The organism is Streptomyces sp. NPDC091387, assembly GCF_044756945.1.
Classification (GTDB): Bacteria; Actinomycetota; Actinomycetes; order Streptomycetales; family Streptomycetaceae; genus Streptomyces.
On sequence record NZ_JBIVTZ010000007.1, the window covers coordinates 95,476 to 119,575 of the forward strand.

General features: G+C 71.2%; 22 protein-coding genes and 2 pseudogenes. 9 read left to right on the plus strand and 15 right to left on the minus strand.

Going from position 1 to position 24,100, the window contains the following annotated elements; all coding sequences use genetic code 11:
• Window positions 1-156: 156 nt before the first annotated feature.
• Window positions 157-837 (minus strand): ABC transporter ATP-binding protein, encoded by a 681-nt coding sequence (locus ACIQM0_RS16070; RefSeq protein WP_401286601.1) that lies wholly within the window; start codon window positions 835-837, stop codon window positions 157-159.
• Entirely contained in the window at window positions 834-1,925 is a 1,092-nt protein-coding gene (locus ACIQM0_RS16075) for an ABC transporter permease (RefSeq protein WP_401286604.1), read from the minus strand. Before ACIQM0_RS16075 ends, ACIQM0_RS16070 begins: the two co-directional genes overlap by 4 nt.
• Window positions 1,926-2,035: 110 nt before the next feature.
• Here ACIQM0_RS16075 and ACIQM0_RS16080 point away from each other — a divergent pair, with 110 nt between their 5' ends.
• Complete coding sequence (locus ACIQM0_RS16080) at window positions 2,036-3,238, plus strand: sensor histidine kinase (RefSeq protein ID WP_401286607.1); 1,203 nt, start codon at window positions 2,036-2,038, stop codon at window positions 3,236-3,238.
• On the plus strand, window positions 3,235-3,867 hold the full coding sequence (locus ACIQM0_RS16085; protein WP_401286610.1) for a response regulator: 633 nt from the start codon (window positions 3,235-3,237) through the stop codon (window positions 3,865-3,867). Before ACIQM0_RS16080 ends, ACIQM0_RS16085 begins: the two co-directional genes overlap by 4 nt.
• A 39-nt stretch (window positions 3,868-3,906) precedes the next feature.
• Here the strand turns inward: ACIQM0_RS16085 and ACIQM0_RS16090 are convergent, their stop codons facing one another.
• A complete protein-coding gene (locus tag ACIQM0_RS16090) occupies window positions 3,907-4,209 on the minus strand; it encodes a DUF5955 family protein (RefSeq protein WP_401286613.1) in 303 nt (100 codons plus the stop codon).
• A gap of 219 nt (window positions 4,210-4,428) precedes the next feature.
• Between ACIQM0_RS16090 and ACIQM0_RS16095 the strand changes: the two genes are divergently transcribed.
• Window positions 4,429-5,052 carry an NTP transferase domain-containing protein gene (locus ACIQM0_RS16095; RefSeq protein ID WP_401286616.1) on the plus strand — a complete coding sequence of 208 codons (624 nt, stop codon included), beginning with the start codon at window positions 4,429-4,431 and terminating at the stop codon, window positions 5,050-5,052.
• A 234-nt stretch (window positions 5,053-5,286) separates the two neighbouring features.
• Window positions 5,287-6,906, plus strand: coding sequence for a malate synthase A (aceB, locus tag ACIQM0_RS16100; protein ID WP_401286618.1), 1,620 nt, complete (start codon window positions 5,287-5,289; stop codon window positions 6,904-6,906).
• 72 nt (window positions 6,907-6,978) lie between these two features.
• On the opposite strand, the gene ACIQM0_RS16105 is transcribed toward aceB, so the two are convergent.
• From ACIQM0_RS16105 to ACIQM0_RS16115, 3 genes and pseudogenes are all read right to left on the minus strand, one after another.
• Window positions 6,979-9,267: a glycosyl hydrolase family 18 protein gene (locus ACIQM0_RS16105; protein WP_401286621.1), complete on the minus strand. Its 2,289-nt coding sequence runs from the start codon at window positions 9,265-9,267 to the stop codon at window positions 6,979-6,981.
• Between the two features lie 158 nt (window positions 9,268-9,425).
• Window positions 9,426-9,755 (minus strand): annotated as a pseudogene (locus ACIQM0_RS16110) (YfcC family protein); the annotation flags it as partial.
• Between the two features lie 36 nt (window positions 9,756-9,791).
• Complete coding sequence (locus ACIQM0_RS16115; RefSeq protein ID WP_401286624.1) at window positions 9,792-10,772, minus strand: fibronectin type III domain-containing protein; 981 nt, start codon at window positions 10,770-10,772, stop codon at window positions 9,792-9,794.
• A gap of 185 nt (window positions 10,773-10,957) precedes the next feature.
• Here ACIQM0_RS16115 and ACIQM0_RS16120 point away from each other — a divergent pair, with 185 nt between their 5' ends.
• From ACIQM0_RS16120 to ACIQM0_RS16130, 3 genes are all read left to right on the plus strand, one after another.
• Entirely contained in the window at window positions 10,958-11,581 is a 624-nt protein-coding gene (locus ACIQM0_RS16120) for a TIGR03086 family metal-binding protein (RefSeq protein WP_401286627.1), read from the plus strand.
• A gap of 143 nt (window positions 11,582-11,724) precedes the next feature.
• Complete coding sequence (locus ACIQM0_RS16125; protein ID WP_401287195.1) at window positions 11,725-12,516, plus strand: chitosanase; 792 nt, start codon at window positions 11,725-11,727, stop codon at window positions 12,514-12,516.
• A gap of 137 nt (window positions 12,517-12,653) precedes the next feature.
• A complete protein-coding gene (locus ACIQM0_RS16130) occupies window positions 12,654-13,517 on the plus strand; it encodes a chitosanase (protein ID WP_401286630.1) in 864 nt (287 codons plus the stop codon).
• Window positions 13,518-13,595: 78 nt separating this feature from the next.
• Here the strand turns inward: ACIQM0_RS16130 and ACIQM0_RS16135 are convergent.
• The 9 genes and pseudogenes from ACIQM0_RS16135 to ACIQM0_RS16175 form a co-directional block, all read right to left on the minus strand.
• Window positions 13,596-15,044: pseudogene (locus ACIQM0_RS16135) on the minus strand (nucleobase:cation symporter-2 family protein).
• Between the two features lie 225 nt (window positions 15,045-15,269).
• Window positions 15,270-16,667: an 8-oxoguanine deaminase gene (locus ACIQM0_RS16140; protein ID WP_401286633.1), complete on the minus strand. Its 1,398-nt coding sequence runs from the start codon at window positions 16,665-16,667 to the stop codon at window positions 15,270-15,272.
• 42 nt (window positions 16,668-16,709) lie between these two features.
• Window positions 16,710-18,107, minus strand: coding sequence for a nucleobase:cation symporter-2 family protein (locus ACIQM0_RS16145; RefSeq protein ID WP_401286636.1), 1,398 nt, complete (start codon window positions 18,105-18,107; stop codon window positions 16,710-16,712).
• A gap of 67 nt (window positions 18,108-18,174) precedes the next feature.
• On the minus strand, window positions 18,175-19,107 hold the full coding sequence (pucL, locus tag ACIQM0_RS16150) for a factor-independent urate hydroxylase (RefSeq protein WP_401286640.1): 933 nt from the start codon (window positions 19,105-19,107) through the stop codon (window positions 18,175-18,177).
• Window positions 19,108-19,114: 7 nt separating this feature from the next.
• Window positions 19,115-19,507: a hydroxyisourate hydrolase gene (uraH, locus tag ACIQM0_RS16155; RefSeq protein WP_401286642.1), complete on the minus strand. Its 393-nt coding sequence runs from the start codon at window positions 19,505-19,507 to the stop codon at window positions 19,115-19,117.
• A gap of 5 nt (window positions 19,508-19,512) precedes the next feature.
• A complete protein-coding gene (gene uraD / locus ACIQM0_RS16160) occupies window positions 19,513-20,022 on the minus strand; it encodes a 2-oxo-4-hydroxy-4-carboxy-5-ureidoimidazoline decarboxylase (protein WP_401286645.1) in 510 nt (169 codons plus the stop codon).
• Window positions 20,023-20,199: 177 nt separating this feature from the next.
• Entirely contained in the window at window positions 20,200-20,577 is a 378-nt protein-coding gene (locus tag ACIQM0_RS16165; RefSeq protein ID WP_363020864.1) for a helix-turn-helix domain-containing protein, read from the minus strand.
• Complete coding sequence (locus ACIQM0_RS16170; protein ID WP_363020865.1) at window positions 20,574-20,825, minus strand: hypothetical protein; 252 nt, start codon at window positions 20,823-20,825, stop codon at window positions 20,574-20,576. The genes ACIQM0_RS16165 and ACIQM0_RS16170 overlap by 4 nt, the downstream gene beginning before the upstream one ends.
• Window positions 20,826-20,909: 84 nt before the next feature.
• Window positions 20,910-22,076 carry a lactonase family protein gene (locus tag ACIQM0_RS16175; RefSeq protein WP_401286649.1) on the minus strand — a complete coding sequence of 389 codons (1,167 nt, stop codon included), beginning with the start codon at window positions 22,074-22,076 and terminating at the stop codon, window positions 20,910-20,912.
• A 231-nt stretch (window positions 22,077-22,307) separates the two neighbouring features.
• Between ACIQM0_RS16175 and ACIQM0_RS16180 the strand changes: the two genes are divergently transcribed.
• Both ACIQM0_RS16180 and ACIQM0_RS16185 read left to right on the plus strand, forming a co-directional pair.
• Window positions 22,308-23,150, plus strand: coding sequence for a TIM barrel protein (locus ACIQM0_RS16180; protein WP_401286651.1), 843 nt, complete (start codon window positions 22,308-22,310; stop codon window positions 23,148-23,150).
• A gap of 44 nt (window positions 23,151-23,194) precedes the next feature.
• Complete coding sequence (locus ACIQM0_RS16185) at window positions 23,195-24,094, plus strand: 2-hydroxy-3-oxopropionate reductase (RefSeq protein WP_401286654.1); 900 nt, start codon at window positions 23,195-23,197, stop codon at window positions 24,092-24,094.
• Window positions 24,095-24,100 lie beyond the last annotated feature (6 nt).

Consider the following 24,100-nt stretch of genomic DNA (forward strand, 5'->3'; position numbering starts at 1 on the left):
TATGGGCCGGTGTTGCCTGTTGGCCCAATTGGCGTTGCCGGGGCCTGGGCCTTCGTGGGGGGGGGGGGGGTGGGGGGGCCCCCGCCGGGGGGGGGGGGGGGGGGCGCCCCCCCACCCCCCCCCCCCACCCCTCCGCCGTAGCGGCGCACCGCCGGCTCAGGTGAGTGCCGGGGCGGTCAGCCGGCCGTCCTGCATCGAGACCGTCATGTCCATCCGGTCCAGATGGGTCCGGTCGTGGGTGACCATGACGGTCGCCGTCGACCGCTCCCGGGTCAGCGAGACGAGCAGATCCAGCACGGCCGCACCCCGTTCGTGGTCCAGTGCGCTGGTCGGTTCGTCGACCAGGAGCACCGCCGGGTCGTTCATCAGGGCCCGCGCGATGTTGATCCGCTGGCGCTGGCCGCCCGAGAGCTGGTGCGGCCTGCGGTCGGCCTTGTCGGCGAGACCGACCGCGTCGAGCAGTTCCAGCGCCCGGGTCCGGGCGGTCCGGGCCGCGCCGCCCGACAGGTGCGCCATGACCTGGAGCTGCTCGGCCGCGGTCAGGGACGGCAGCAGGTTGGGATGCTGGAAGACGATGCCGATCCGTTCGCGGCGCAGCTGCGCCTTGTCGGCGCGGCTGAGTCCCACGGTGTCCGTCCCGGCGACGGCGACGGCGCCCTCGTCCGGGGTGACCAGCGTGGCGGCCACGGCCAGCAGGCTCGACTTGCCGGAGCCGGAGGGGCCGACGACCGCGGTGAGGGTGCCCGCGGGCACGTCGAGGCAGACCCGGTCCAGGGCGGTGAGCCGCCCGTCGCCGTCGGGGTAGGTGAGCGTGACATCGGTGAGCGTGAGGGTCATCGGGCACTCCCGAGTGCGGTGAGCGGGTCTACGGCGGTGATCCGCCGGATGGACAGGGCCGCCCCGACGGCACCGAGGACGATCATGACGGCCGCCGGGACGAGGACGGTCGACGCCTCCAGGGCGAAGGGCACTGCCCCGCCGCTGACCAGGGCGCCGATGCCGGACGCGAGGGCGGTGCCGATCCCCGTACCGATGGCGAGCATCACCACGGCCTGCCCGAGTGCGTCCCGGAGCAGATAGGGCGTGGAGGCGCCGAGCGCCTTGAGGACGGCGACATCGCCGCTGCGCTGGATCGTCCAGACGGTGAAGAAGGCGCCGATGACCAGGGCGGAGATGGCGAAGAGGAAGCCGCGCATCAGCTGGAGCGAACCGTTCTCGGCCTGGTAGGAGCCGATGGCGGTGAGCGAGCCGTCCAGGGTGAGCGTGCTGGTGCCGGCCGCGCGGTCGCCCGCCGCCAGGTCGGCGCCGTCGGTGGTGGTCAGGGCGACCACGGTGGCGTGGGACGTACCGCCCGAGCCGTCGGCCCCGAGCCGCTGCCAGTCGGCCAGCGCGGTCCACACGACCGGCGTGTGGCTGTACGAGGCGTCGCCGGCGACCGCGGCGACGGTGACCTCGCCGCCGCCGAGGCGCAGCCGGTCACCGGTGCGGGCGGAGAGGTCCTCGGCGGCCTGCTCGGAGAGCACGACCTTTCCCGGTGCCACCGGTGTGCCGGAGGGCGCCAGTCCGCCGTCGGGCTCGACGCCGAACGCCGAGACGGCCGCCGTCCGCTCCCCCGCCACCGCGGCGGCGTTGAGCGTGCGGATGCCGAGCGGCTGGGCCTTCTCGACGCCGGGCTGCCGTGCCCAGCTCTGCCAGGCGGTCTCCTTGACGGTGGAATTGGTGAAGGACACCGACTGGCCGTCGGGCGGGGCGGCGAACGCCAGGTGGTCGGCGCTCAGCCCCGTGACGGCCGAGGTGTTCTCCCGGGCCAGTCCGGCCGTGAGACCGGACAGCAGGCCCACGAGCAGCGTGATCAGCACCACGACCGTGCCCATGAGCGCGAACCGGCCCTTGGCGAACCGAAGATCTCTCCATGCAACGAACATGACTCCAGCGTCGGTCCGCGCGGCCGGAGAAACATCGGCCGCCGGCTGGGCCCGACATCAACCTTTCGATTGACCGGCGCCGGGCACCCCGCGCCTACGCTGGACGAATCATGGAATCACGTGTCCACCCCCCGGTCGCCGCCGCGCTGCGGCTGTGTCTGCACGCCCTGCTGCTGGGGCTGCTGGCGCTGGCGGCCGTCAAGGCCGTGAGTGCCGGGGATCCGCACGCCACCGCCGTCGTCGTGGTCTCCTGCGTGCTGGCCGCGGTGTACGCGGCGGGTGCGCTCGCCCCTGCCGTGCAGCCGGGGACCCTGGCGGGGGCGTGCTGGCTCGCCGTGCTCGGGGCGCTCTGGCTGGTGCTGCTGGCCCTCTCGCCGGACGGGCTGTGGGTGGCCTTCCCGCTGTACTTCCTCCAGCTGCATCTGCTGCCGATGCGCTGGGGCCTGCCCGCCGTCGTGGTGACCGCGGCCGCCGCCATCACCAGTTTCCTGGTGCACGGGCAGGCGGTCACGCCCGGCACCTTCATCGGCCCGCTGCTCGGCGCGGCGGTGGCCGTCGCCACGGTGCTGGGCTACGACGCGCTGTTCCGGGAGAGCGAGCGGCGCCGCGAACTCATCGAGGAGCTCGTCTCGACCCGGGCGGAGCTGGCGGCCGCCGAACGCACCGCCGGCACGCTCGCCGAACGCGAACGGCTGGCACGGGAGATCCACGACACGCTCGCGCAGGGCCTGTCCAGCATTCAGCTGCTGCTGCGCGCGGCCGAACGCACCCTGGAGCCGGACGCCCCCGCCGCCCCCCATGTCCGCCAGGCCCGCGAGGCCGCCCAGGACAATCTCGCCGAGGCCCGCCGCTTCGTCCGCGCCCTGACCCCGCCCGACCTGGAGAACGGCTCCCTCACGGCCGCCCTGGAACGGCTCTCGGCCCGCACCACGGACTCCGCCCTCACGGTGCAGTTCGCCGTCAGCGGCACCCCCGTCGAGCTGCCCACACCGTACGAGGTGGCGCTGTTGCGTACCGCGCAGTCGGCGCTGGCCAACACCGTGCGGCACGCCGAGGCGCGGCGGGCCGAGATCACGCTGAGCTTCATGGACACCTCGGTGTCGCTGGACGTGGTCGACGACGGCCACGGCTTCGCACCGGACACCGTCCCGGCCGGCGGCAGCGGCACCGGCGGCTTCGGGCTGCCCGCCATGCGGTCGCGGGCCCGCTCCCTGGGCGGCACGCTGAGCGTCGAGTCGGCGCCCGGCCAGGGCACGGCCGTCGCCCTCACCCTGCCGCTCCCCGTCGCCCCGAACGGACAGGACTCCGCATGACCGCACCGATCAGGCTGCTGCTCGCCGACGACCACCCGGTGGTCCGGGCGGGGCTGCGGGCCGTCCTGGACACCGAGCCGGACTTCCATGTCGCCGCCGAGGCCGCCACCGCCGAGCAGGCCGTCGCCCTGGCCGCGACCGGCGAGTTCGACGTCGTCCTGATGGACCTGCAGTTCGGCGCGGGTCTGCACGGTTCGGAGGCCACCGCCGCGATCACCGCGGTGCCGGACGCGCCCCGGGTGCTGATCCTGACCACGTACGACACGGACGCCGACATCCTCGCCGCGGTCGAGGCGGGCGCCGCCGGCTATCTGCTGAAGGACGCCCCACCCGAGGAACTGGCCGCCGCGGTCCGTACGGCGGCGGCCGGCCGGTCCGCTCTCGCCCCGGCCGTCGCGCACCGGCTGATGGACCGGATGAGGACTCCCGCGGAGGCCCTCACCAAGCGCGAGCTGGAGGTTCTCCAGCTGGTGGGCGAGGGCCTGTCCAACCTGCAGATCAGCAAGAAGCTGTTCCTGAGCCAGGCGACGGTGAAGTCCCATCTGGTGCACATCTACGCCAAGCTGGGCGTCGACTCGCGTACGGCCGCGGTCGCGGCGGCGACGGCCCGAAGGCTCATCCGCCGCTGAACCGCGGCCCGCACCGAGCCGCTTACCGGCCGCCCGGGTTCAGCGGCGCGGCGGCTCTCCGAAGAGGTCCACGGCGACCCGTACGTCCCTGAGCGCCGACGCCAGGGCGCTGACCGAGCCGATCGCCCCCGCGATCAGCAGCAGCGACCGGCGGAGCCGCGGGATCTCGGGCGCGCCGCTGACCGCCATCGTGTCCAGCGCCGCGAGCTCGTCCTCGGCGATCGCACGGTCCGGGAACTCCGCGGGATGTCCGGCCAGCTCCCTCCGGAGCCGGGAGACGGCCGTACGCAACTCCGTCACCCTCGGGTCCTCATTGCTGCTGGTCACCCGAGCCTGCCCCACGCTTTTCAACAAAGCACTCCCCCTCACACATCCTTGTGCCGGTGTACCGACCGGGTCCCGAACCGTGGTCAAGTGTCCGGGGGTGCGGGCAAGTTAACGCCATGAAAGGTGCCGGGCGCCACTCCACGGACGGAACTCGGTGTGTCCCTGGCGATCACAGGCGGTTGCAGAAACGGTCCGCCCGGTGCGGGAACCGCCCGTCTGCGGTATCCAGTCCGCATGACAAGCATTCCGCTTCCCTCCACCCCGTCCGCCGCCCCGGTCGTCGCCGGGCTGCTCCTCGCCGCGGGCGGCGGCCGCCGGCTGGGCGGCCGTCCCAAGGCGCTCCTCGAACACCGCGGCCGCCTCCTCGCCGACCACGCGGTACGCACCCTGCGGGACGGCGGCTGCGGCCCGGTCCACGTGGTGCTCGGCGCCGCGGCCGACGAGGTGCGGGCCAGGACGGAGCTGGTCGGCTGCACCGTGACCGTCAACCCCGAGTGGACCGGGGGCATGGGCTCCTCGCTGCGCGCGGGCCTCGGCGCCCTCGCCGGCACGGGGGCGGACGCGGTCGTCGTCCTGCTGGTCGACCAGCCCGGCATCGGCGCGGAGGCGGTGGCGCGGGTGCGGTCGGCGTACCGCTCCCGGACGAGCCTCGCGGCGGCCTCGTACGCGGGGGAACGCGGCCATCCGGTGCTGTTCGGGGCCGATCTCTGGGCGGACATCGCGGCGGGCGCGGAGGGCGACCAGGGGGCGCGCGCCTATCTGCGGGCGCACCGCGGTGCGATCACGCTCGTCGAGTGTTCCGATGTGGCTCAGGCGTACGACATCGACACGGCCGAGGATCTGTCCCACCTGGAGTGAACACACTGGCACGCTGCGCCAGCAGGGGGCGACTTCTGTCGACCCGGAGAATCTCGACATCAACAAACCATTGAACTTCCACCATGAGGAAACTACTATCCACTGGTCAGAAGCCCTCTGCACCTCAGACGGCGGCCACGGCCGTATCCCGGAGCCATGGCACGCCGTGCCGTCTCAGGCGACCCGGCGGCCGTGAGACGCCGCCCGCACCGCCCGCTGAAGGAGTGACAGCTCATGTCCGCACCAGCGCCGTCCTCGCTGGCCATCGTCGATGCCGAGCCCCTGCCCCGGCAGGACGAGGTCCTCACCCCCGCGGCTCTCGCGTTCGTGGCCGAGCTGCACCGCCGGTTCACCCCGCGCCGTGACGAGCTGCTCGCCCGCCGCGGCGAGCGCCGTGCCGAGATCGCCCGCACCTCCACGCTGGACTTCCTGCCGGAGACCGCGGCGGTCCGCGCGGACGACTCCTGGAAGGTCGCACCGGCCCCCGCCGCGCTGAACGACCGCCGGGTGGAGATCACCGGCCCGACCGACCGCAAGATGACCATCAACGCCCTGAACTCGGGCGCCAAGGTCTGGCTCGCCGACTTCGAGGACGCGTCCGCCCCCACGTGGGAGAACGTCATCCTCGGCCAGCTCAACCTGATCGACGCCTACGACCGCGCGATCGACTTCACGGACCCGAAGTCCGGCAAGTCGTACGCCCTGAAGCCCGCCGACGAGCTCGCGACCGTCGTCACCCGCCCCCGCGGCTGGCACCTGAACGAGCGCCACCTCCAGCTCGACGGCACCCCGGTGCCCGGCGCGCTGGTCGACTTCGGCCTCTACTTCTTCCACAACGCGCAGCGCCTCATCGACCTCGGCAAGGGCCCGTACTTCTACCTGCCGAAGACGGAGTCGCACCTGGAGGCCCGCCTCTGGAACGACATCTTCGTCTTCGCCCAGGACTACACCGGCATCCCGCAGGGCACCGTCCGCGCGACGGTCCTGATCGAGACGATCACCGCCGCGTACGAGATGGAGGAGATCCTCTACGAGCTGCGCGACCACGCCTCCGGGCTGAACGCGGGCCGCTGGGACTACCTCTTCTCCATCGTCAAGAACTTCCGTGACGGCGGCGCCAAGTTCGTCCTGCCGGACCGCAACGCGGTGACGATGACGGCCCCGTTCATGCGGGCGTACACCGAACTTCTCGTCCGCACCTGCCACAAGCGCGGCGCCCACGCGATCGGCGGCATGGCGGCCTTCATCCCGTCCCGCCGCGACGCCGAGGTCAACAAGGTCGCGTTCGAGAAGGTCAAGGCCGACAAGGACCGCGAGGCGCACGACGGCTTCGACGGCTCCTGGGTCGCCCACCCCGACCTGGTCCCGATCGCCATGGCCTCCTTCGACGCGGTCCTCGGCGAGAAGCCGAACCAGAAGGAACGCCTGCGCGAGGACGTCTCGGTGGCCGCGGGCGATCTGATCGCCATCGACACCCTGCACGCCAAGCCCACCTACGACGGCCTGCGCAACGCCGTCGCGGTCGGCATCCGCTACATCGAGGCCTGGCTGCGCGGCATGGGCGCGGTCGCCATCTTCAACCTGATGGAGGACGCGGCCACCGCCGAGATCTCGCGCTCGCAGATCTGGCAGTGGATCAACGCGGACGTCGTCTTCGAGAACGGCGAGCACGCCACGGCGGACCTCGCCCGCAAGGTCGCGGCCGAGGAACTGGCCGCGATCCGCGCCGAGACCGGCGACGAGGCCTTCGCCGCCGGCAAGTGGCAGCAGGCCCACGACCTGCTGCTCCAGGTCTCCCTGGACCAGGACTACGCGGACTTCCTGACGCTGCCGGCGTACGAGCAGCTGCGCTGAGCCCGGCTCCCGCGTACACCTCCGCCCCCGGTACCGCACGGCACCGGGGGCGGAGCCATGTCCTGGCGGGCCCTACTTCAGCCCGGTGTCGAGCGCGCCCAGCAGCGTCCCCTGCGGGGTGTCCCCCGACATCTCCCAGACCATGACGCCCAGCAGGCCCTTGTTCTTCACGTAGGCCGTCTTCTTGCCGATGGACCAGGTGTCGTCGAAGGACCACCACTGGTTCCCGGTGTAGCCGTACGTGGACACGGACTGCTCGTCGTGACGGACCGTCATCGTCGGGTAGGCGCCGATGAGGTTGGAGTATCCGCGGGTGCCGGCCTCCTCGGCGAACTGGCCCGGGGCGGCTCCGCCGGCGGACTGCCATTCGCCCGCCGCGCCCCCGTCGGTGACGTTCTGCCAGCCGCGGCCGTAGAACGGGATGCCCAGGGTCAGTTTGCGGGGTTCTACGCCCGCGTCCGTGTACGCCTTGATCGCGGCGTCCGCGCTGAAGTGGAAGTCGTACGGGTCCTGGTCGTCGGCGTAGAGGTTGGCCTGGTGGCCGGTGCGGTTCGGTTCCCAGGAGTTGTCGCTGCCGGAGCCGTGGAAGTCGTAGCCCTGGACGTTGGCCACGTCGAGGGAGTCGAAGACCTTGCCCAGGTCCCAGCCGTCACCGATCTTCTGCGGGTCGGCGGGGGTGAAGGCGGTGAGGAGGCGGTGGCCGCCGCCGAGCGCGTCCAGCTGCTTGCGGAACTCCGCGAGCAGCAGGGTGAGGTTGTTCCTGTCGTTCGGCGAGTAGTGGTTGCCGGGGTGTCCGGTGCCGGTGCCCGGCCACTCCCAGTCGATGTCGAAGCCGTCGAAGATGCCGGCCGCGGTGCCGGGGCCGCCCGCGCCGCCGTACTCGGGCAGGTTGCCCTTGATGTACATGTCGATGCAGGAGGAGACGAACTTCTTGCGGGCCGCGTCGGTGGCCGCCACGTCGGAGAAGTACTTCGAGTACGTCCAGCCGCCGAGCGAGACCACGATCTTCAGGTTCGGGTGGAGCTTCTTCAGCTTCTTCAACTGGTTGAAGTTTCCGCGCAGTTTGCCCCAGCCGTCGTCCGCGACACCGTCCACCGACTGGGCGGCGCTGAAGGGGCGGGTGTAGTCGGCGTCGGCGTCACCGGCGCCGGTGCCCTGCTCGGGGTCCTCGGGGTCGGCGGTGGTGCCCTTGGTGACGCCGTTCAGGCAGGTGAGGTTGTTGGGATCGATGTTGGCGAAGGCGTAGTTGACGACGTCGAGCTTGCCGGCGGCCCCGGAGTCCTGGAGGTTCTTCACGAAGTACTGGCGGCCGTAGATGCCCCACTGGACGAAGTAGCCGACCTTCGCGTAGTTGCCGGCGCCGACGATGTCGTCGGTCTTCACCGTGAGCGTGTTACTGGCCGGCGAGGAGTTGTCCGCCGGGTCGCGGGCCTTGACCGTGAAGGTGTACGAGGTCGAGGGGGACAGCCCGCCGATGGTCGCGGTGGTCGTGGTGCCGGAGACCGTGGTGGCCAGGGTGGTGCCCCGGTAGATGTCGTACGCGGCGACCCGCTGGTTGTCCGCGGAGGCGGTCCAGGCCAGAGTGACGGACGAGGAGTCGGCCGCGGTGGAGTGCAGGGCGCCGGGGGCCGTCGGCGGGGAGGTGTCGGTGGCCGGGTCGACGGTGGTGACGGCCAGCGGGGCGCTCTCGGCGGAGGCGTTGCCCCGGGTGTCCTTGGCCCGGACGGTGAAGGAGTAGGTGGTGGCGGGCGTCAGACCGGTGACCGTGGCGGAGGTCGTCGCGGTGGCCGAACCCACCACCTTGCCGCCCGCCAGGATGTCGTACGAGGCCACGGGGAAGTCCCCCGCCGTGGCGGCCGTCCAGGACAGCGAGGCGGTGCGGGCGGTGACGTCGGTCTTCTTCAGCCCGGCGGGCGCGCCCGGCGGGGCGTCCGCGGAGCCGTCGCACTTGTCGCCGTTGATCCGGCAGCCGGTGGGCGCGGTGATCGGTCCGGTGGCGACGAACCAGAAGCTGTACGGCTCGGTGGTGCTGTGTGCGGCGACCGTGCCGTTGTAGTGGGCGTTGACTGCGGTGATGTGGCTGCCCTGGGTGGTGACGGTGCCGTTGTAGGAACTGCTGATCGCGACTCCGGACGGCAGGTCGAATTCGAGGCTCCATCCGGTGACGGCCGCGTCGGTGTCGTTGTGCAGGATGTATGTCCCCTTCCACCAGGGGCCGTTGTCGGCCGAGGTGAAGGTGGCCGTCAGCTTGCCCGCCGCGTGGGCGGGGGTGGCCTGGAGGGACAGCAGGGCGAGCAGGAGGGCGAGGGCGGCGACCAGTGCGGTCGCCGTTCTCCGTCTGAGGGGCATGTGCTCGAACATGGTTCTCCCTTGTGGCAGGGACCCGTGAGGGGGTCCTGAGGGGGGAGCGGGTGTCCTTCGTTCCATGGAGCACACGGGAAACTAATTGGTCTGGACCAACTCGTCAAGAGGTACAGACCACTTACCGTCGGCCGGCCGTCCGCACGCCGGCCCCGCGGTCACGTCCACACCGCACCCAGCGCGACGAACCCGCAGATCAGCACGGCCAGGACGGCGAGCAGCGGCCACACGAAACGCAGGTATCTGTCGTATCCCACCTTGGCCAGCGCCACCCCGCCGATCGTGACCGCCGTCGCGGGCACCCACCGGAGGTGGACGGGATGAGGAAGGCCAGCGGGGGGGTTGACGACGAACACGACGACGGCGAACACCGCGGAGGAGGTGCCGGACAGCAGGCCCTCGATGGAGTGCAGGACGGTGTCGGTGATCCGGGAGCTGTTCATGATGACGGTGACCCCGCGGGCCAGCACGATGACCAGCGCGGGCGAGAATAGGGGGCGGCCGCTCGCACGCCTGAGGGCCGGTCAGCCGCCCAGCACCACCGTCCGCGAGGCGGAGAAGTCCCCCCACTTGCCGTCCGGGAGCTTGGCGCGGATCTTCATGGCGTAGCGGGTGCCGCGCGGATCGCTGACGGTGAGCCGGTAGTGCGCCCGGCCCGTGGGCGGCTTGCCTCCCCAGACGATCGTGGTGGTCAGCCGGCCGTCCAGGTAGAGCTGGTAGGCCGGGATCTCGCCACCGGTCACGGGCTGCTTCCAGTCCAGGTCGACGGCGTACTCCTCGCCGTGGGCGGTGCTGGTGATCCGCAGGTCGGTGGGGGCGGTGGCGGCGGGCGCGCCGGGGGCGGACGCGGTGGTGAGGTCGAAGGCGTTGCTGTCCTTCGAGGAGGTGTCGGCGGCGTCGCGGGCGCGGACGGTGAAGGTGTATATCGTGCCGGGCCGCAGCCCGGTCAGCCGGGCGGTGGTCTGCGTGCCGGACACGCTGTGAATGCGCGAGCCCTCCTGGTAGATGTCGTACGAGGTGACGCCGACGTCGTCCGTGGAGCCGCCCCAGGACAGCGTGGCCGCCCGGCTGCCGTCGGCCTTGCCGCGCAGCTTCACCGGCCGGGTCGGTGCCTCATGGTCGGCCGGGGTCGGGGCGGGCGTGGTGACGGAGGCGGCGGCGCTCGGCGCGGAGAGGTTCCCGGCCGCGTCGCGGGCGCGGACGGTGAAGGTGTACGCGGTCGAGGCGGTCAGGCCGTCGACGTCGATCATCAACCTGGTCGCCGGGACGGTCTTGACCTTCTTGCCCTTGCGGTAGATCTCGTACGCGGTGACGGCCTTGTCGTCGGAGGCCGCCTCCCACATCACATGCGCGGAGGTGGCGCTGCCGGCCTGCACGGTCACCCCGCGTGGCGCTGTGGGACTACTGGTGTCGGCCTCGGCGCCGGAGCCGCCGCAGGCGGTGAGCGCGGCGAGGAGCAGGGCGGCTGAGCAGGCCAACGCGGCGGGTGCGTGGGGGCGTTGCACGGTCTTGCCTTCCGTCCGGCAGCAATGGTCCAGACCTGTATCGCACGGCGTGGGGGTCGCCGACAAGAGGACGGAGCGGAACGTTCCGCAATGTGCCGGTGTGCACCGCGCCCGGAGCGAGGAGTCCGGGGCACCCGGCGCGTCGCCGGGCGATGAGTTCGGGGCGCGCGGGGAGTCTGCACTGTATGGACGACAAGACGAAGACGGACGACGAGACGGACACCGCTCCCCCGCAGGATCTGGAACCCGCGGCCCGGCAAATGACCGCGCTGCTCGACGCGGTCGACGACACCTGGCTGTCCGCGCCGACCCCGTGCCCCGGTGTCACGGTGAGCGCCCTGCTCGCCCACATCGGCGGGCTCGCCGTGGCCTTCCGCGATGCCGCGCGCAAGGAGCCGGGACCCACGACCGACACGGCGCCCTCGGTGGCGGAGATGGTGCTGGAGGACGACTGGCGCGGCACACTGCCCGAGGCGCTGGATGCCATGGTCACCGCCTGGCGCTCCCCCGACGCCTGGCAGGGCATGAGCCGGGCGGGCAGCGTGGACCTGCCGGGCGAGGTGGCGGGCATGGTCGCGCTCAACGAGCTGGTGCTGCACGGCTGGGACCTGGCGCGGTCGACCGGGCAGCCGTTCCGGGCCGAGGAGGCGTATCTGCAGTCCACGCTGGCACTGCTGGCCGCCCTGGGTGACAGCCCGCCGGCCGGCTCGCCGTTCGGCCCGCCGGTCCCGGTGCCGGACGACGCGCCGCTGCTGGACCGGGCGGTGGCCCGGAGCGGCCGGCGCCCCGACTGGCGGCCCGGCGGCTGAAGGGCCGGCCGCGGCGGCGGGCGGCCGTCTGACCAGCGGACGAAGAACGCCGTGTACGGGCGAGGATCCCTCCCGCGACCTGGCAGGCTGGAGCGGTGAAGCTCAGCACGTGTTCCCTGATCGCCTCGGCCGCCGCCCTCGTCATGGCCGCGGCCGTGCTCTCCGGATGCTCGGCGGCCGGACCGGACACCGCCTACGGCAAGGGGTCCGCGGCGGCCGGTCTGGAGGATCCGGCGAAGAAGGACATCGCGATGCAACTGGTCTCCAGCGCGGAGAACTCCTCGCTGGACTGGAAGTCCCAGTACAAGTACATCGAGGACATCGACGACGGCCGCGGCTACACCGCGGGCATCATCGGCTTCTGCTCCGGCACCGGCGACATGCGACGCGTCGTCGAGCGGTACGCGAAGGCCCGGCCCGGGAATCCGCTGGCGCGGTTCCGGCCGGCGCTGCGGGCGGTGGAGGGCACCGACGCGCACACCGGGCTCGGCCGCCGGTTCACCGAAGCGTGGGCACACGCGGCCGGCGACGCGGCCTTCCGGTCGGCGCAGGACGCCGAGCGGGACGCCTCGTACTTCGGCCCCGCGGTGGCGCAGGCCAAGGCGGACGGGCTCGGCGCGCTGGGCCAGTTCATCTACTACGACGCCTATGTGATGCACGGGTCCGGCGACGCGGACGGCACGGTCGGCTTCCGCACGATGCACCGGCACGCCCTCGCGAAGGCCCGCGCGCCCTCGCGGGGCGGCGCAGAGGTGGCCTATCTCGACGCGTTCCTGGACGCCAGGGTCGCGGCGATGCGCGAGGAGCCCTCGCACCACGACACCAGCAGGGTCGAGACGGCCCAGCGGGTGTTCGTGCGCGAGGGCAGGCTCGGCCTGGAGACACCACTGCGGTGGAAGGTGTACGGCGACAGCTACCGGATCGAGGGCCCGTAGCCGGCCGGCCTCTCCGTTCCCCGGCCCCGCGCCGTTCCCAACTCATCTGCGTCACAGGGGTGTACGGCAGTCGCTCCACTCTGATAGGAAAGCTTCCTAACAGAAGAATCGGAACGACGAACTCCTTTGGAGGACTGGTGAACGCTCCCCACAAGCGCACCGCACGTCGCAACACCCGTACCCTGCGTGTCGCGCTCGTCGCACTCGGGCTGACACTCACGGCTGTTCCCGCCACCGCATTCGCCGGCACCGCCCCCGCGCCGCCGGCCGCTCACCACCAGGAGGCCGCCGCGACCGGGCTCGACGATCCGGCGAAGAAGGACATCGCCATGCAACTGGTCTCCAGCGCGGAGAACTCCTCGCTGGACTGGAAGTCCCAGTACAAGTACATCGAGGACATCGACGACGGCCGCGGCTACACCGCGGGCATCATCGGCTTCTGCTCCGGCACCGGCGACATGCTGGACCTGGTGGAGCTGTACACGCAGCGCAAGCCGGGCAACCCGCTCGCCCAGTACCTGCCCGCCCTGCGCGAGGTGGACGGCAGCGACTCGCACGAAGGACTCGACCCGGGCTTCCAGGCCGCCTGGAAGAAGGCCGCGGCCGACTCGGCGTTCCAGCAGGCGCAGAACGACGAGCGCGACCGGGTGTACTTCGACCCGGCGGTCAGCCGGGGCAAGAGCGACGGACTGGGCACGCTCGGCCAGTTCGCGTACTACGACGCCATCGTCATGCACGGCGACGGCGGCGACAGCACGAGCTTCAGCAGCATCCGCAAGCGGGCCCTCGCGAAGGCGAAGCCGCCGGCCCAGGGCGGCAACGAGGTCACCTACCTCAACGCCTTCCTGGACGCGCGGGTCTGGGCCATGCAGCAGGAGGAGGCACACTCGGACACCAGCCGGGTGGACACCGCACAGCGGGTGTTCCTGAAGAAAGGCAATCTGAACCTGAACCCGCCGCTCGACTGGAAGGTGTACGGCGACAGCTTCCACATCGGCTGACGGACCCGGGCACGGCTGTGGCGCGTACGGTTCCCCTCACGGGTGGGACCGTACGCGCCACGGCGCTGTGACAGTCCGTCAGTGGACGCCGACAGAAGGCGCGTTCACCGCCTCCAGCTCCTTCACCCCCGCATCCGCCTCGGCGTCCGGCTTCCGGCCCAGGTGGTTGAAGGCCAGATTGAGGACGATCGCCACGACGCATCCGGTGGATATCCCGGAGTCGAGCACGACCAGCAGGTCCTTGGGGAACGCGTGGTAGAACTCCGGCGCGGCGATCGGTATCAGGCCTATGCCGACGGCGGCGGCCACGATCAGGGCGTTCTCACCCTTCTCCAGTGCGGCGCTCGCCAGGGTCTAGATGCCGCTCGCGGCGACCGACCCGAAGAGCACGATTCCGGCGCCGCCGAGCACCGGCAGCGGTACCAGCGCGATGACGGACGCGGCCACCGGGAACAGACCGAGCAGGATGAGGATGCCGCCGCCCGCGGCGACGACGAAGCGGCTGCGGACCTTGGTCATCGCGACCAGTCCTATGTTCTGGGCGAAGGCGCTGCACATGAAGCCGTTGAACAGCGGGCTGATGGCGCTGCCCAGGGTGTCGGCGCGCAGACCTCCCTCGATGGTCCGCTCGTCGGCCGGCCGGTCGACGATCTTTCCGAGGGCCAGCATGTCCGCGGTCGACTCGGTCATGCAGACCAGCATGACGATGCACATCGAGACGATCGCGGCGATCTCGAACTGCGGTGCCCCGAAGTGGAACGGGGTGGGGAAGCCGACCGCGTCGGCGTCCTTGATGGCGCCGAAGTCGGTGATGCCGACCGGGATCGCGATGAGTGTGCCGGCGATGAGTCCGAGCAGGATCGCGATCTGCTGGAGGAAGCCGCGGAGCAGTTTCCTCAGCGCGAGGACGATCACCAGGGTGACCGCCGCCATGATGATGTTGGTGGTGGAGCCGTAGTCGTCGGCCGTGGCGTTGCCGCCCTGGGACCAGTTGAAGGCGACCGGCAGCAGGGAGACACCGATCAGGGTGATGACCGTGCCGGTGACGACGGGCGGGAAGAAACGGACCAGTTTGCAGAAGTGGGGGGCGAGGACGAAGCCGAGGAGGCTCGCGACGATGATCGCGCCGAAGATGACGGCGATGCCGTCGTGTCCCCGGTCCTTGCCGATCGCCACCATGGGCGTCACCCCGGCGAACGAGACGCCGTTGACGAACGGCAGCCGGGCGCCGATGCGCCAGAAGCCGAGGGTCTGGAGCAGGGTGGCGATGCCCGCGGTGAACAGGCTCGCCCCCATCAGGAAGGCCGTCTCCTTCGGGCTGAGGCCCACGGCGGGGCCCACGATCATGGGCGGGGCCACCACACCCGCGTACATCGCGGCCACGTGCTGGAGGCCGCTGGTGAACATCTTCAGTGGGGGGAGCGTCTCGTCGACCGGATGAGTGCGGTCGGACCGGGCCGGCTCCGAGGTGTCTTCGGGGTCGGGTGCTGCGTCTGCGTCATTGCGAAACCTGGGCGTAGCTGCCACGGCGGTTCCTCCGGTCGGGTACACGTCTGCGGCGACGTGGGTATCAGGGAGGTGGTGCGTTGGTGCAGGTCGTGCAGTTGGTGCGGGCAGCTCGGTTCAGCGGTACGGGGGCGCGTACGTCTGGGTACGCGCCCCCGTACCGGTTGCCGTGGGCCCCGCTCGGGTCCACGGCGGCCGGTCGAGGGCCGTCCCCCTCGGCCGGCCGGTTCGGGGGGCGCCGGGCCGTCAGGCTCCGGCGGCGATCTGCGCGAGGCGGCGGGCCTCGTCGCGGGTGGCGCGGGCGAGGGCGTCCTCGTCCACGGTGATGAGGCGGTTGCCCTCGACGACCGGCTTGCCGTTGACGAGGGAGAGGGTGACGGGGGCCGCGGCGCCGAGGACCAGGGCGGTCACCGGGTCGGCGATGGAGGCGTGGGCGAGGGTGTCCAGCTTCCACAGGACCAGGTCGGCGAGCTTGCCTGGCTCCAGGGAGCCGATCTGCTCGGCCCGGCCGAGGACCTGGGCGCCGCCGTACGTGCCCAGGCGCAGGGCCTGACGGGCGTTCAAGGCGCGTTCGCGGTGCGGGCCGAGGCGGTTGACGAGGAGGGCGTTGCGCAGTTCGGTGTGGAGCTCGCCGGACTCGTTGGACGCGGTGCCGTCGACGCCGAGGCCGACCGGGACGCCCGCGGCGAGCATGTCCGGGACCCGGGCGATGCCTGCGGCGAGCCGGGCGTTGGAGGACGGGCAGTGGGCGACGCCGGTGCCGGTGCGGGCGAAGGCGGCGATGTCGGAGTCGTTCATGTGGACGCAGTGCGCCATCCACACGTCGTCACCGAGCCAGCCGGTCGACTCGAAGTAGTCGGTCGGGCCCATGCCGAACAGCTCGTGGCAGAACTTCTCCTCCTCCACGGTCTCCGAGCCGTGGGTGTGCAGCCGCACTCTGCGGCGGCGGGCCAACTCGGCTCCCTGCCGCATCAGTTCGGTGGACACGGAGAACGGGGAGCAGGGCGCGACGGCGATCTGGGTCATCGCGTCGAAGGAGGCGTCGTGGTGCGCGTCGATGGCCGCCTCTGTGCCGGCCAGAGCGCCTTCGAGGGTCTCCACGGCGAAGTCCGGCGGCAGCCCGCCGTCCTTCTCGCTGCGGTCCATGGAGCCGCGGGCGAGGGTGAACCGTACGCCCGTCTCGCGGGCGGCGCCGATGATCGCGCCGGTCAGGTCGCCGGAGCCCCGCGGGTACACGTAGTGGTGGTCCATCGCGGTGGTGACACCGCCGCGGGCCATCATGGCGAGCGAGCCCCGCGCGGCGGCGCGGACCATCTGCTCGTCGATGCGCGCCCAGGTCGGGTACAGCGCGACCAGCCACTCGAAGAGGTTGTGGTCGGTGGCCAGGCCGCGGGTGATCCACTGGTAGAAGTGGTGGTGCGTGTTGATCAGACCGGGCGTGACGAGATGCCCGGTGCCGTCGATCCGGCGTACGACGTTCTCCAGACCCTCCGGTGCCCGGCCGGCGCCGACGGACTCGATGCGGTTGCCCGCGACGACGACATGGCCCGAGGCGTACTCGGTGTCGTCGGCGTCGACGGTGGCGATCGAACAGTTCTCGATGACGATGCGGTCCACGCGCTCGGGCACTGCCTGTGCTGCCATGGTGCTTCCTTCTCTCATCAGCGATGTGGGCACGGCAGGACCCTAGGAGGATTTGAGTGCCACGGCCGTGCGGCTGTGGGTGCCGAGATGGTGGAAGAAGAGATTGAGCAGGACCGCGACGAGCGCCCCGGCGCTGATGCCGGAGCCCAGTACGGTCTGCGCCCAGGACGGGAATCCGGCGTAGAAACCGGGCGCGGCGAGCGGGATGATGCCCGCGCCGAGCGCCACGGCGACCAGGATGATGTTGGAGCTGTCGTCGAGCCCGGCCTCGGAGAGCGTACGGATGCCGCTCACCGCGATCGAGCCGAACAGGACGATGCCGGCGCCGCCGAGCACGGGCATCGGGACGAGCGAGACGACCGCGCCGAGCACCGGGAAGACGCCGAGGATCAGCAGGGCTCCGCCGGCTGCCGCGACGACGTAGCGGCTCCGTACCTTCGTGAGGGAGACCACGCCGACGTTCTGCGCGAAGGCGCTCGTCGGGAAGCCGCCGAAGACCGGTCCGATCAGGGTGGCGATGCCGTCGGTGCGCAGCCCGCGGGTGATGGTGCGGCCGTCGGTGCGCCGGTCGCAGATCTCGCCGAGCGCCAGCATTCCGGCGGACGACTCGGTCATCAGGACGAGCATCACCATGCAGAGGGAGAGGATCGCGGCGGGCCGGAACTCCGGTGCGCCGAAGGCGAAGGGGGTGGGCAGTGCGGCGAGCGGTGCGGAGCGCAGGGCGGAGAGGTCGGCGAGGCCGAAGGGGATGGCGGCCAGGGTTCCGATCAACAGCCCCATCAACAAGGCCACTTGCTTGAGGAACCCGCGGCCGAACCGCTGGATGACCAGGATGACGGCCAGGGTGAAGGCGGCCAGTGCGAGGTACTTCATCGCGCCGAAGTCTGCCGCGGTCCTGTCGCCGCCCTGTGCCCAGGAGACCGGGACCGGCATCAGGGTGACGCCGATGAGGGTGATGACGACGCCGGTGACGAGCGGCGGGAAGAACCGCAGCAGCCGGCCGAAGAACGGACCGATGAGCAGACAGAACACGCCTGCGACGAGCACCGCCCCGTAGATCGCCGGGAGTTGGTGGCCCGGCGCACTGGTCTCCGCGATGGCGAGCATCGGGGCGATCCCCGCGGACGAGGCTGCGTTGACGAACGGGAGCCGGTTGCCGGCGAAGCCCCCGATGCCGAGGGTCTGCAGGACGGTGGCGCAGCCGGCGATGAGGAGGCTCGCCGCGATCAGGCGGGTCATGCCGGCCGGGTCGAGTCCGACGGCCTGTCCGATGATGAGCGGTGGGGTGACGACGCCCGCGTACATGGCGGCGATGTGCTGGAGCGCGGCGGGCAGGAGCCGCGACGGAGCAGGCTTTTCGTCCACCGGATGGATCGAGCCGTCCGGCTGGGTGGGACATGGACCTATCGCTTCTGCAGGCCCACGTGCAGGCTGTGCCATGGGAGTTCCCTCCGGCCCGGCCGCTTCCCGTCCGCTGTGGACGGACGGGAACCGGCACGGCGCCGCGTCAGAGGTTGGTCATGTCGACCGGGATCTGCGGCTCGATGCCGTCCCGCAGCACGGTGGCCTCGATGAGCCCGTACGGACGGTCGGCCGCGAAGTAGACTGCGCCGTCGGCCGTGTCGTTCTTCAGTCCGAACGGCTCCAGATCCACCAGGAAGTGGTGGTTGTTCGGGAGCGAGAAGCGGATCTCGTCGATCTCGCTGCGGCTGTTGATGATGCGCGAACCCATCTGGTAGAGGGTCTGCTGGAGGGAGAGGGAGTACGTCTCCGCGAAGGCTTCGAGCATGTGCTTGCGTGCCTGCTCGTAGGACTTCTCCCAGTTCGGCATGCGGGCCTCGTCGCTGGTCCAGTTGTACCGCCACCGGGCGGACACGTCGGTGGCCAGGACGCGGTCGTACGCCTCCTTGAGCGTCGTGTACTTGTCCTTGACGTAGCCCCAGAACTCGGAGTTGGTCGAGTTCATCACCGAGAGTTCCTTGAGGCCGGAGATGACCTCCCACTTCTCACCGTCGTAGGTGATCTGGGAGGTGCGCGTCTCCTGGCCCTTGCGCACGAAGGAGTGCTTCACCTCGTCGGCGCCGATGAACCGCGAGTTGCCGCCGGAGGTCTCGATGCGCTCCCAGGAGTACTCCTCGATCCGGATCCGGGCGGTCTGGATCGGCTCCTGCGACGACACGAAGTGCCGGGCGAGGTGGATGCCGAACTGCTCGGCGGACTCGACGCCGTACTCCTTGGCGAACGCGAACACCGTGTTCTTGGTGGTGTCGGTCGGCAGGACGTTCGCGTTGGAGCCCGAGTAGTGGACGTCGTCCATGTCGCCGGACAGGGCGACGGAGACGTTCAGGTCCTTGATGTGGTGGGTGTCGCCGTCCCGCGTGATCCTGACGACGCGGTTCTCTGCTTTGCCGTACTGGTTCTGGCCGAGAATCGTGGGCATGTGTCTGCTAGCTCCCTCGGTATACGGAGTAGCCGAACGGGTTGAGCAGCAGCGGTACGTGATAGTGCTCGCCCGGGGTGACGGCGAAAGTGATCGCCACCTCCGGGAAGAACGCACCGCTGTCCCTTACGCGGGGGGCGTCCTGCTGCGCCTCGGCTTGCTTCTTGGCTGTGAAGTACGACTCGGTGTCGAAGTCGAGCCGTACGTGGGTGGTGCCCTCCGGCAGGGCCGGCAGGTCCTTGCAGCGCCCGTCCGCGTCGGTCGCCGAGCCGCCGAGCGCCACCCACCGCGCGTCGCCGCCCGTGCGGGCCGCGAGCGAGACGGGAACGTCCGCGGCGGGGCGGCCGGTGCTGGTGTCCAGGATGTGGGTGGACACCGATGCGGTGGCGAAGGTGCTCAAGGCCTTCACTCTCCTTCTGTGACGAGACGGGTCAGCCTGATGCGGTTGATCTTGCCCAGTTCGGTGCGCACGTGTCCGCGCTCCTGCTCGGGCGAGTTCCCGGACCGGGCCTTCACCGCGTCGCGCATCTGCTCACCGGTGGCCCCGGTGGCGCAGATCAGGAAGACGTGTCCGAACCGCTCCTGGTAGGCCAGGTTGAGTTCGAGCATCTCGGCCTTGAGTTCCTCGGTGGCGCCGGCCATCCCCCGCTGTTCGCGGGAGGAGGTCGGGTCCCCCGGCTTCGGGCGGCCGATGGGCGGGTGGCCGGCCATGGCTTCGGCCAGGTCCTGCGCGTCGAGGGCCGCCGTGGCGGCGTCACTCGCGGAGAACAGGGCTTCGGCCGTGGCGTAGGGGCGCCCGGAGAGGATCGCTCTTCCCCAGGCCGCACTGGCACAGACCTCGTGCAGCGCGGCGGCCGCCTCGTGGTCCGCCAGGGTGTTGAACCGGGCCGGGCCCGGTGTGGAGCTCGAAGTCACGGGAGCCTCCGTGGCTGTTTTTCGCTGTGCGTCGGTCGGGCTGCGGATAGCTAACGCCCTCCACAACACCACGTCAACACTTTGTTGAAATTACGTTCATGTAAAAGGCCGTCGCCCGATGATCCGGACGACGGCCTTCCGTGACGCTGCGCGGACCGCACCCGTCCGCGGGCCCAACTACTCGCTCTTCGGCCCGATATCCCTGTTCAGGTAGTTGTAGACGGTGAACCGGCTGACCCCCAGGGCCCCCGCCACCGTCTCCACCCCATGGCGTACGGAGAAGGCACCGCGTGCCTCCAGGCTCCGCACGACCGTCTGCTTGGTCCTGCGGTCCAGCTCGGCGAGCGGCATCCCGTGCCGGCGCTCCATGGCGGCCAGGATGTGATCCAGCGAGTCCGAGAGCTGCGGCAGCCGGACCGCTATGACGTCCAGCCCCTCCCAGGCCAGCACGACATCGTCGGGCTGCGCCTGCTCGGGGCCGAGCAGCTCGGCCCCCATGGCGTCGACGAGCGGCTTGACCGCGGCGACGAGGGGGTGGTCCGCGGATTCGGTCACTTGGAGTCCTCCCCGATCACGTTGACCTGGAGGGAGACCCGGGTGGCACCCGATGCCAGGGCCTTGCGCAGGAGGGAGTCCACCGCGCCGAGCACCTCGTCGGCGCCGCCCTCGGCCGTGTTGCCGAACGGGCCGACGTCCACGGCGTCCAGATCGGCGGACTGGACGACCTCACGGGCGACGACCGCGTGGGCGGGCGCCTCGTCGAGATCGAAGGGCTCGGTGGTGAACTCCACTCTCAAGCGCACGGTGCCTCCATGGTGCGTGTCACCGCGGCGGGAAACCCCGCGGCTCGGGCACGACACTAACGGACGGGCGCCACCGCACGGCCCTCAGAGCGGCAGCACGCAGACCGCCGCCGGGGCGGCGAACGGCGTCCCCACCGACTCCAGCGTGCCGCTCTCCCCGTCCACCCGGAACACCGTCACCGTGCCGGACTTCTGGTTGGCGGCCAGGAGCAGCGAGCCGTCCGGGGAGAAGGCGATGTGCCGGGGGAAGTCGCCACCCACCGGCACGGTGTCCAGCAGTCGCAGCGTGGCCCCGCCGTCCTCGACGGCGTACCTGGTGAGGCTGTTGTGCCCGCGGTTGGCGAGGTAGGCGAAGCGGCCGTCACCGGTGACCAGGAGCTGGGCGGGGTAGCTGGTGCCGCTGCCCGTTCCGGTGGACTGCGGGGCGCCCGGGGTCAGCACTCCGGTCGCGGGGTCGTAGCCGCAGACCACGACCGTGTTGTCGACCTCGCAGGCCAGGTACGCGTAGCGGCCGCCGGGGTGGAAGGTGAGCGAACGCGGTCCGGCGCCGGGACGCAGCGCGGCGTACGAGAGCTGCTCCAGGGTGCCGCGGTCCTCGTCGAGCCGGTAGGTGTACACCGTGTCGTTGCCCAGGTCGACGGCGAGGATGTGGCCGCCGGGAGCGGTGATGACCTGGTGGGCGTGCGGGCCGTCCTGGCCCGGTCCGGGCGCGGGGGTGGTGTGGGCGACCAGGTCGGTGCGCTCCCCCGGTGTGCCGTCGGCGGCGAGGGGGTGCACGGCGACGCTGCCGGAGGTGTAGTTGGCGCTGAAGAGCCACTTTCCGCCGGGGTGGACGGAGAGATGGGCGGGTCCGGCGCCACCGGTGTCCCGCGTCGCCAGCACCCGGAAGGTCCCGTCGGCGGCGAGCGCCACCGCCGTGACACCGCCCCGCTGCTGCTCGTCGACCGCGTAGAGCGTGGCGCCCGTGGGGTGCGGCGCGAGGAACGAGGGGTTCTCGACGCCGGTGACGACGGTGCGGCCGGCGATGGTGCCGGCGGCCGGGTCGTAGGCGGCGACGCCGATTCCGGTGCCTCCCGGGGTGGTCGAGGTGTAGGTGCCGAGGAAGAGCGTCGCGATCCCGCGCGCCCCCTCTCCGGCGGTGCGCGGGGACCGTGCCTGATGTCCGGAGCGGGGAAGCGAGGGGGCGGCGGCGAGGGCACCGCCCGCCAGGAGTGCTCCGAGAAGGGTGCGGCGGCTTGTGGGGGTGGTCATGCGAGGCACCTCGTGGGGTCGGCTGCGTCGGATGTGTCAGCCACAGTGGCCTGCCCCGACAGCTGCCGCAAGAGGTGCACCGGTCATTGCGCAGGACGCAACAGCAGTCGGCGCCACCGGTCCGACCGGCCCGAATTCCGGGCACCCCCTTGACAGCCCGCCCGCCCCCCGGGCAATCTTCCGTTGAGCAGAAACTAACTTCCGCAATACGGAAGGAGCGCCGAAACCCTCATGGGCTACCCGGACCAGCGCTTCGATGTGAACCTTTCGATCCTCTTCACGGAACTCCCGCTCCTGGAGCGCCCCGCGGCAGCCGCCGCGGCGGGCTTCACCGCGGTCGAGCTGTGGTGGCCGTGGATCGAGACCCCCACCCCTCCGCAGGCCGCACTCGACGCCCTCAAGAAGGCGCTCGACGACGCGGGCACCGAACTGGTGGGGCTGAACTTCTACGCCGGACAGCTGCCCGGCCCCGACCGCGGCGCGCTCTCCGTGCCCGGCACGGAGTCGGACCGCTTCCGCGCCAACATCGAGGTGGCGGCCGACTTCGCCGCCTCGACCGGCTGCAAGGCGCTCAACGCGCTCTACGGCAACCGGATCGACGGCGTGGACCCCGACGTGCAGGACGAACTCGCCCTGGAGAACCTGGCCCTGGCCGCCCGCGCGGCGGACCGGATCGGGGCGGTCCTGCTGATCGAGACCCTGAACGCGCCGGAGTCACCGCGCTATCCGCTCGTCAGCGCACCGGCCGGGATCGAGGTCGTCGACCGGATCAACGCGGCGACCGGCCTCGGCAACGCGAAGTTCCTGATGGACCTGTACCACCTGTCGATGAACGGTGAGGACCTCAGCCAGGTCATCACCGCGTACGCCGACCGGACCGGTCACGTCCAGATCGCCGACAACCCGGGGCGCGGCGCGCCCGGCACCGGCACGCTCCCCCTGGAGCGGCTCCTGGACGAGCTGGCGAAGGCCGGTTACGACGGCTGGGTCGGCCTGGAGTACAAGCCCGGGGACCGGCCGAGTGCCGAGTCCGTCGAGTGGCTCCCGGCCACCGCGCGGGCCGCCCGCCGATAGCGGCGGACTCCCCCTCGTACACACGCTTACCGGAAGGCACCCTCATGAGCAACAACCTCCCCAAGGTCGCGTGGATCGGCCTCGGGATCATGGGCTCGCCCATGTCCGAGAACCTGATCAAGGCCGGTTACGACGTCACCGGTCACACCCTGGAGCAGGACAAGGTCGACCGGCTGGCCGCGGCCGGCGGCACCGGCGCCTCCTCGATCGCCGAGGCGGTCGGGGACGCCGACGTGATCATCACGATGGTGCCCGCCTCCCCGCAGGTCGAGGCCATCGCGTACGGCCCCGACGGCATCCTGGAGAACGCGAGGCGCGGCGCGCTGCTGGTCGACATGTCCTCGATCACCCCGCAGACCTCCGTGGACCTCGCGAAGAACGCCGCCGAGCAGGGCATCCGGGTCCTGGACGCCCCCGTCTCCGGCGGCGAGGCCGGTGCGATCGAGGCCGTGCTCTCCATCATGGTCGGCGGCGAGCAGGCGGACTTCGACGCCGCGCGGCCGCTACTGGAGGTGCTGGGCAAGACCATCGTGCTCTGCGGTCCGCACGGCTCCGGCCAGACGGTGAAGGCCGCCAACCAGCTCATCGTCGCGGTCAACATCCAGGCCTGCGCCGAGGCCGTCGTCTTCCTGGAGAAGTCCGGGGTCGACCTCGCCGCCGCGCTCGACGTCCTCAACGGCGGACTGGCCGGCTCGACCGTGCTGACCCGCAAGAAGGACAACTTCCTGAACCGGGACTTCGCCCCGGGCTTCCGGATCGACCTGCACCACAAGGACATGGGCATCGTCACGGACGCGGCCCGCGCCGTCGGTGCCGCGCTGCCCGTCGGCGGAGTCGTCGCCCAGCTCGTCGCCTCGCTGCGCGCACAGGGCGACGGCGGCCTGGACCACTCGGCACTGCTCCGCTCGGTCGAGCGGCTCTCCGGTCAGCCCGTCCAGGACTGATCCGAT

Coding starts and splice junctions, on each gene's coding strand:
- ACIQM0_RS16070 (WP_401286601.1), bottom strand. CDS start 837: ATGACCCTCACGCTCACCGATGTCACGCTCACCTACCCCGACGGCGAC.
- ACIQM0_RS16075 (WP_401286604.1), bottom strand. CDS start 1,925: ATGTTCGTTGCATGGAGAGATCTTCGGTTCGCCAAGGGCCGGTTCGCG.
- ACIQM0_RS16080 (WP_401286607.1), top strand. CDS start 2,036: ATGGAATCACGTGTCCACCCCCCGGTCGCCGCCGCGCTGCGGCTGTGT.
- ACIQM0_RS16085 (WP_401286610.1), top strand. CDS start 3,235: ATGACCGCACCGATCAGGCTGCTGCTCGCCGACGACCACCCGGTGGTC.
- ACIQM0_RS16095 (WP_401286616.1), top strand. CDS start 4,429: ATGACAAGCATTCCGCTTCCCTCCACCCCGTCCGCCGCCCCGGTCGTC.
- aceB (WP_401286618.1), top strand. CDS start 5,287: ATGTCCGCACCAGCGCCGTCCTCGCTGGCCATCGTCGATGCCGAGCCC.
- ACIQM0_RS16105 (WP_401286621.1), bottom strand. CDS start 9,267: ATGTTCGAGCACATGCCCCTCAGACGGAGAACGGCGACCGCACTGGTC.
- ACIQM0_RS16120 (WP_401286627.1), top strand. CDS start 10,958: ATGGACGACAAGACGAAGACGGACGACGAGACGGACACCGCTCCCCCG.
- ACIQM0_RS16125 (WP_401287195.1), top strand. CDS start 11,725: ATGGCCGCGGCCGTGCTCTCCGGATGCTCGGCGGCCGGACCGGACACC.
- ACIQM0_RS16140 (WP_401286633.1), bottom strand. CDS start 16,667: ATGGCAGCACAGGCAGTGCCCGAGCGCGTGGACCGCATCGTCATCGAG.
- ACIQM0_RS16145 (WP_401286636.1), bottom strand. CDS start 18,107: ATGGCACAGCCTGCACGTGGGCCTGCAGAAGCGATAGGTCCATGTCCC.
- pucL (WP_401286640.1), bottom strand. CDS start 19,107: ATGCCCACGATTCTCGGCCAGAACCAGTACGGCAAAGCAGAGAACCGC.
- ACIQM0_RS16175 (WP_401286649.1), bottom strand. CDS start 22,076: ATGACCACCCCCACAAGCCGCCGCACCCTTCTCGGAGCACTCCTGGCG.
- ACIQM0_RS16180 (WP_401286651.1), top strand. CDS start 22,308: ATGGGCTACCCGGACCAGCGCTTCGATGTGAACCTTTCGATCCTCTTC.
- ACIQM0_RS16185 (WP_401286654.1), top strand. CDS start 23,195: ATGAGCAACAACCTCCCCAAGGTCGCGTGGATCGGCCTCGGGATCATG.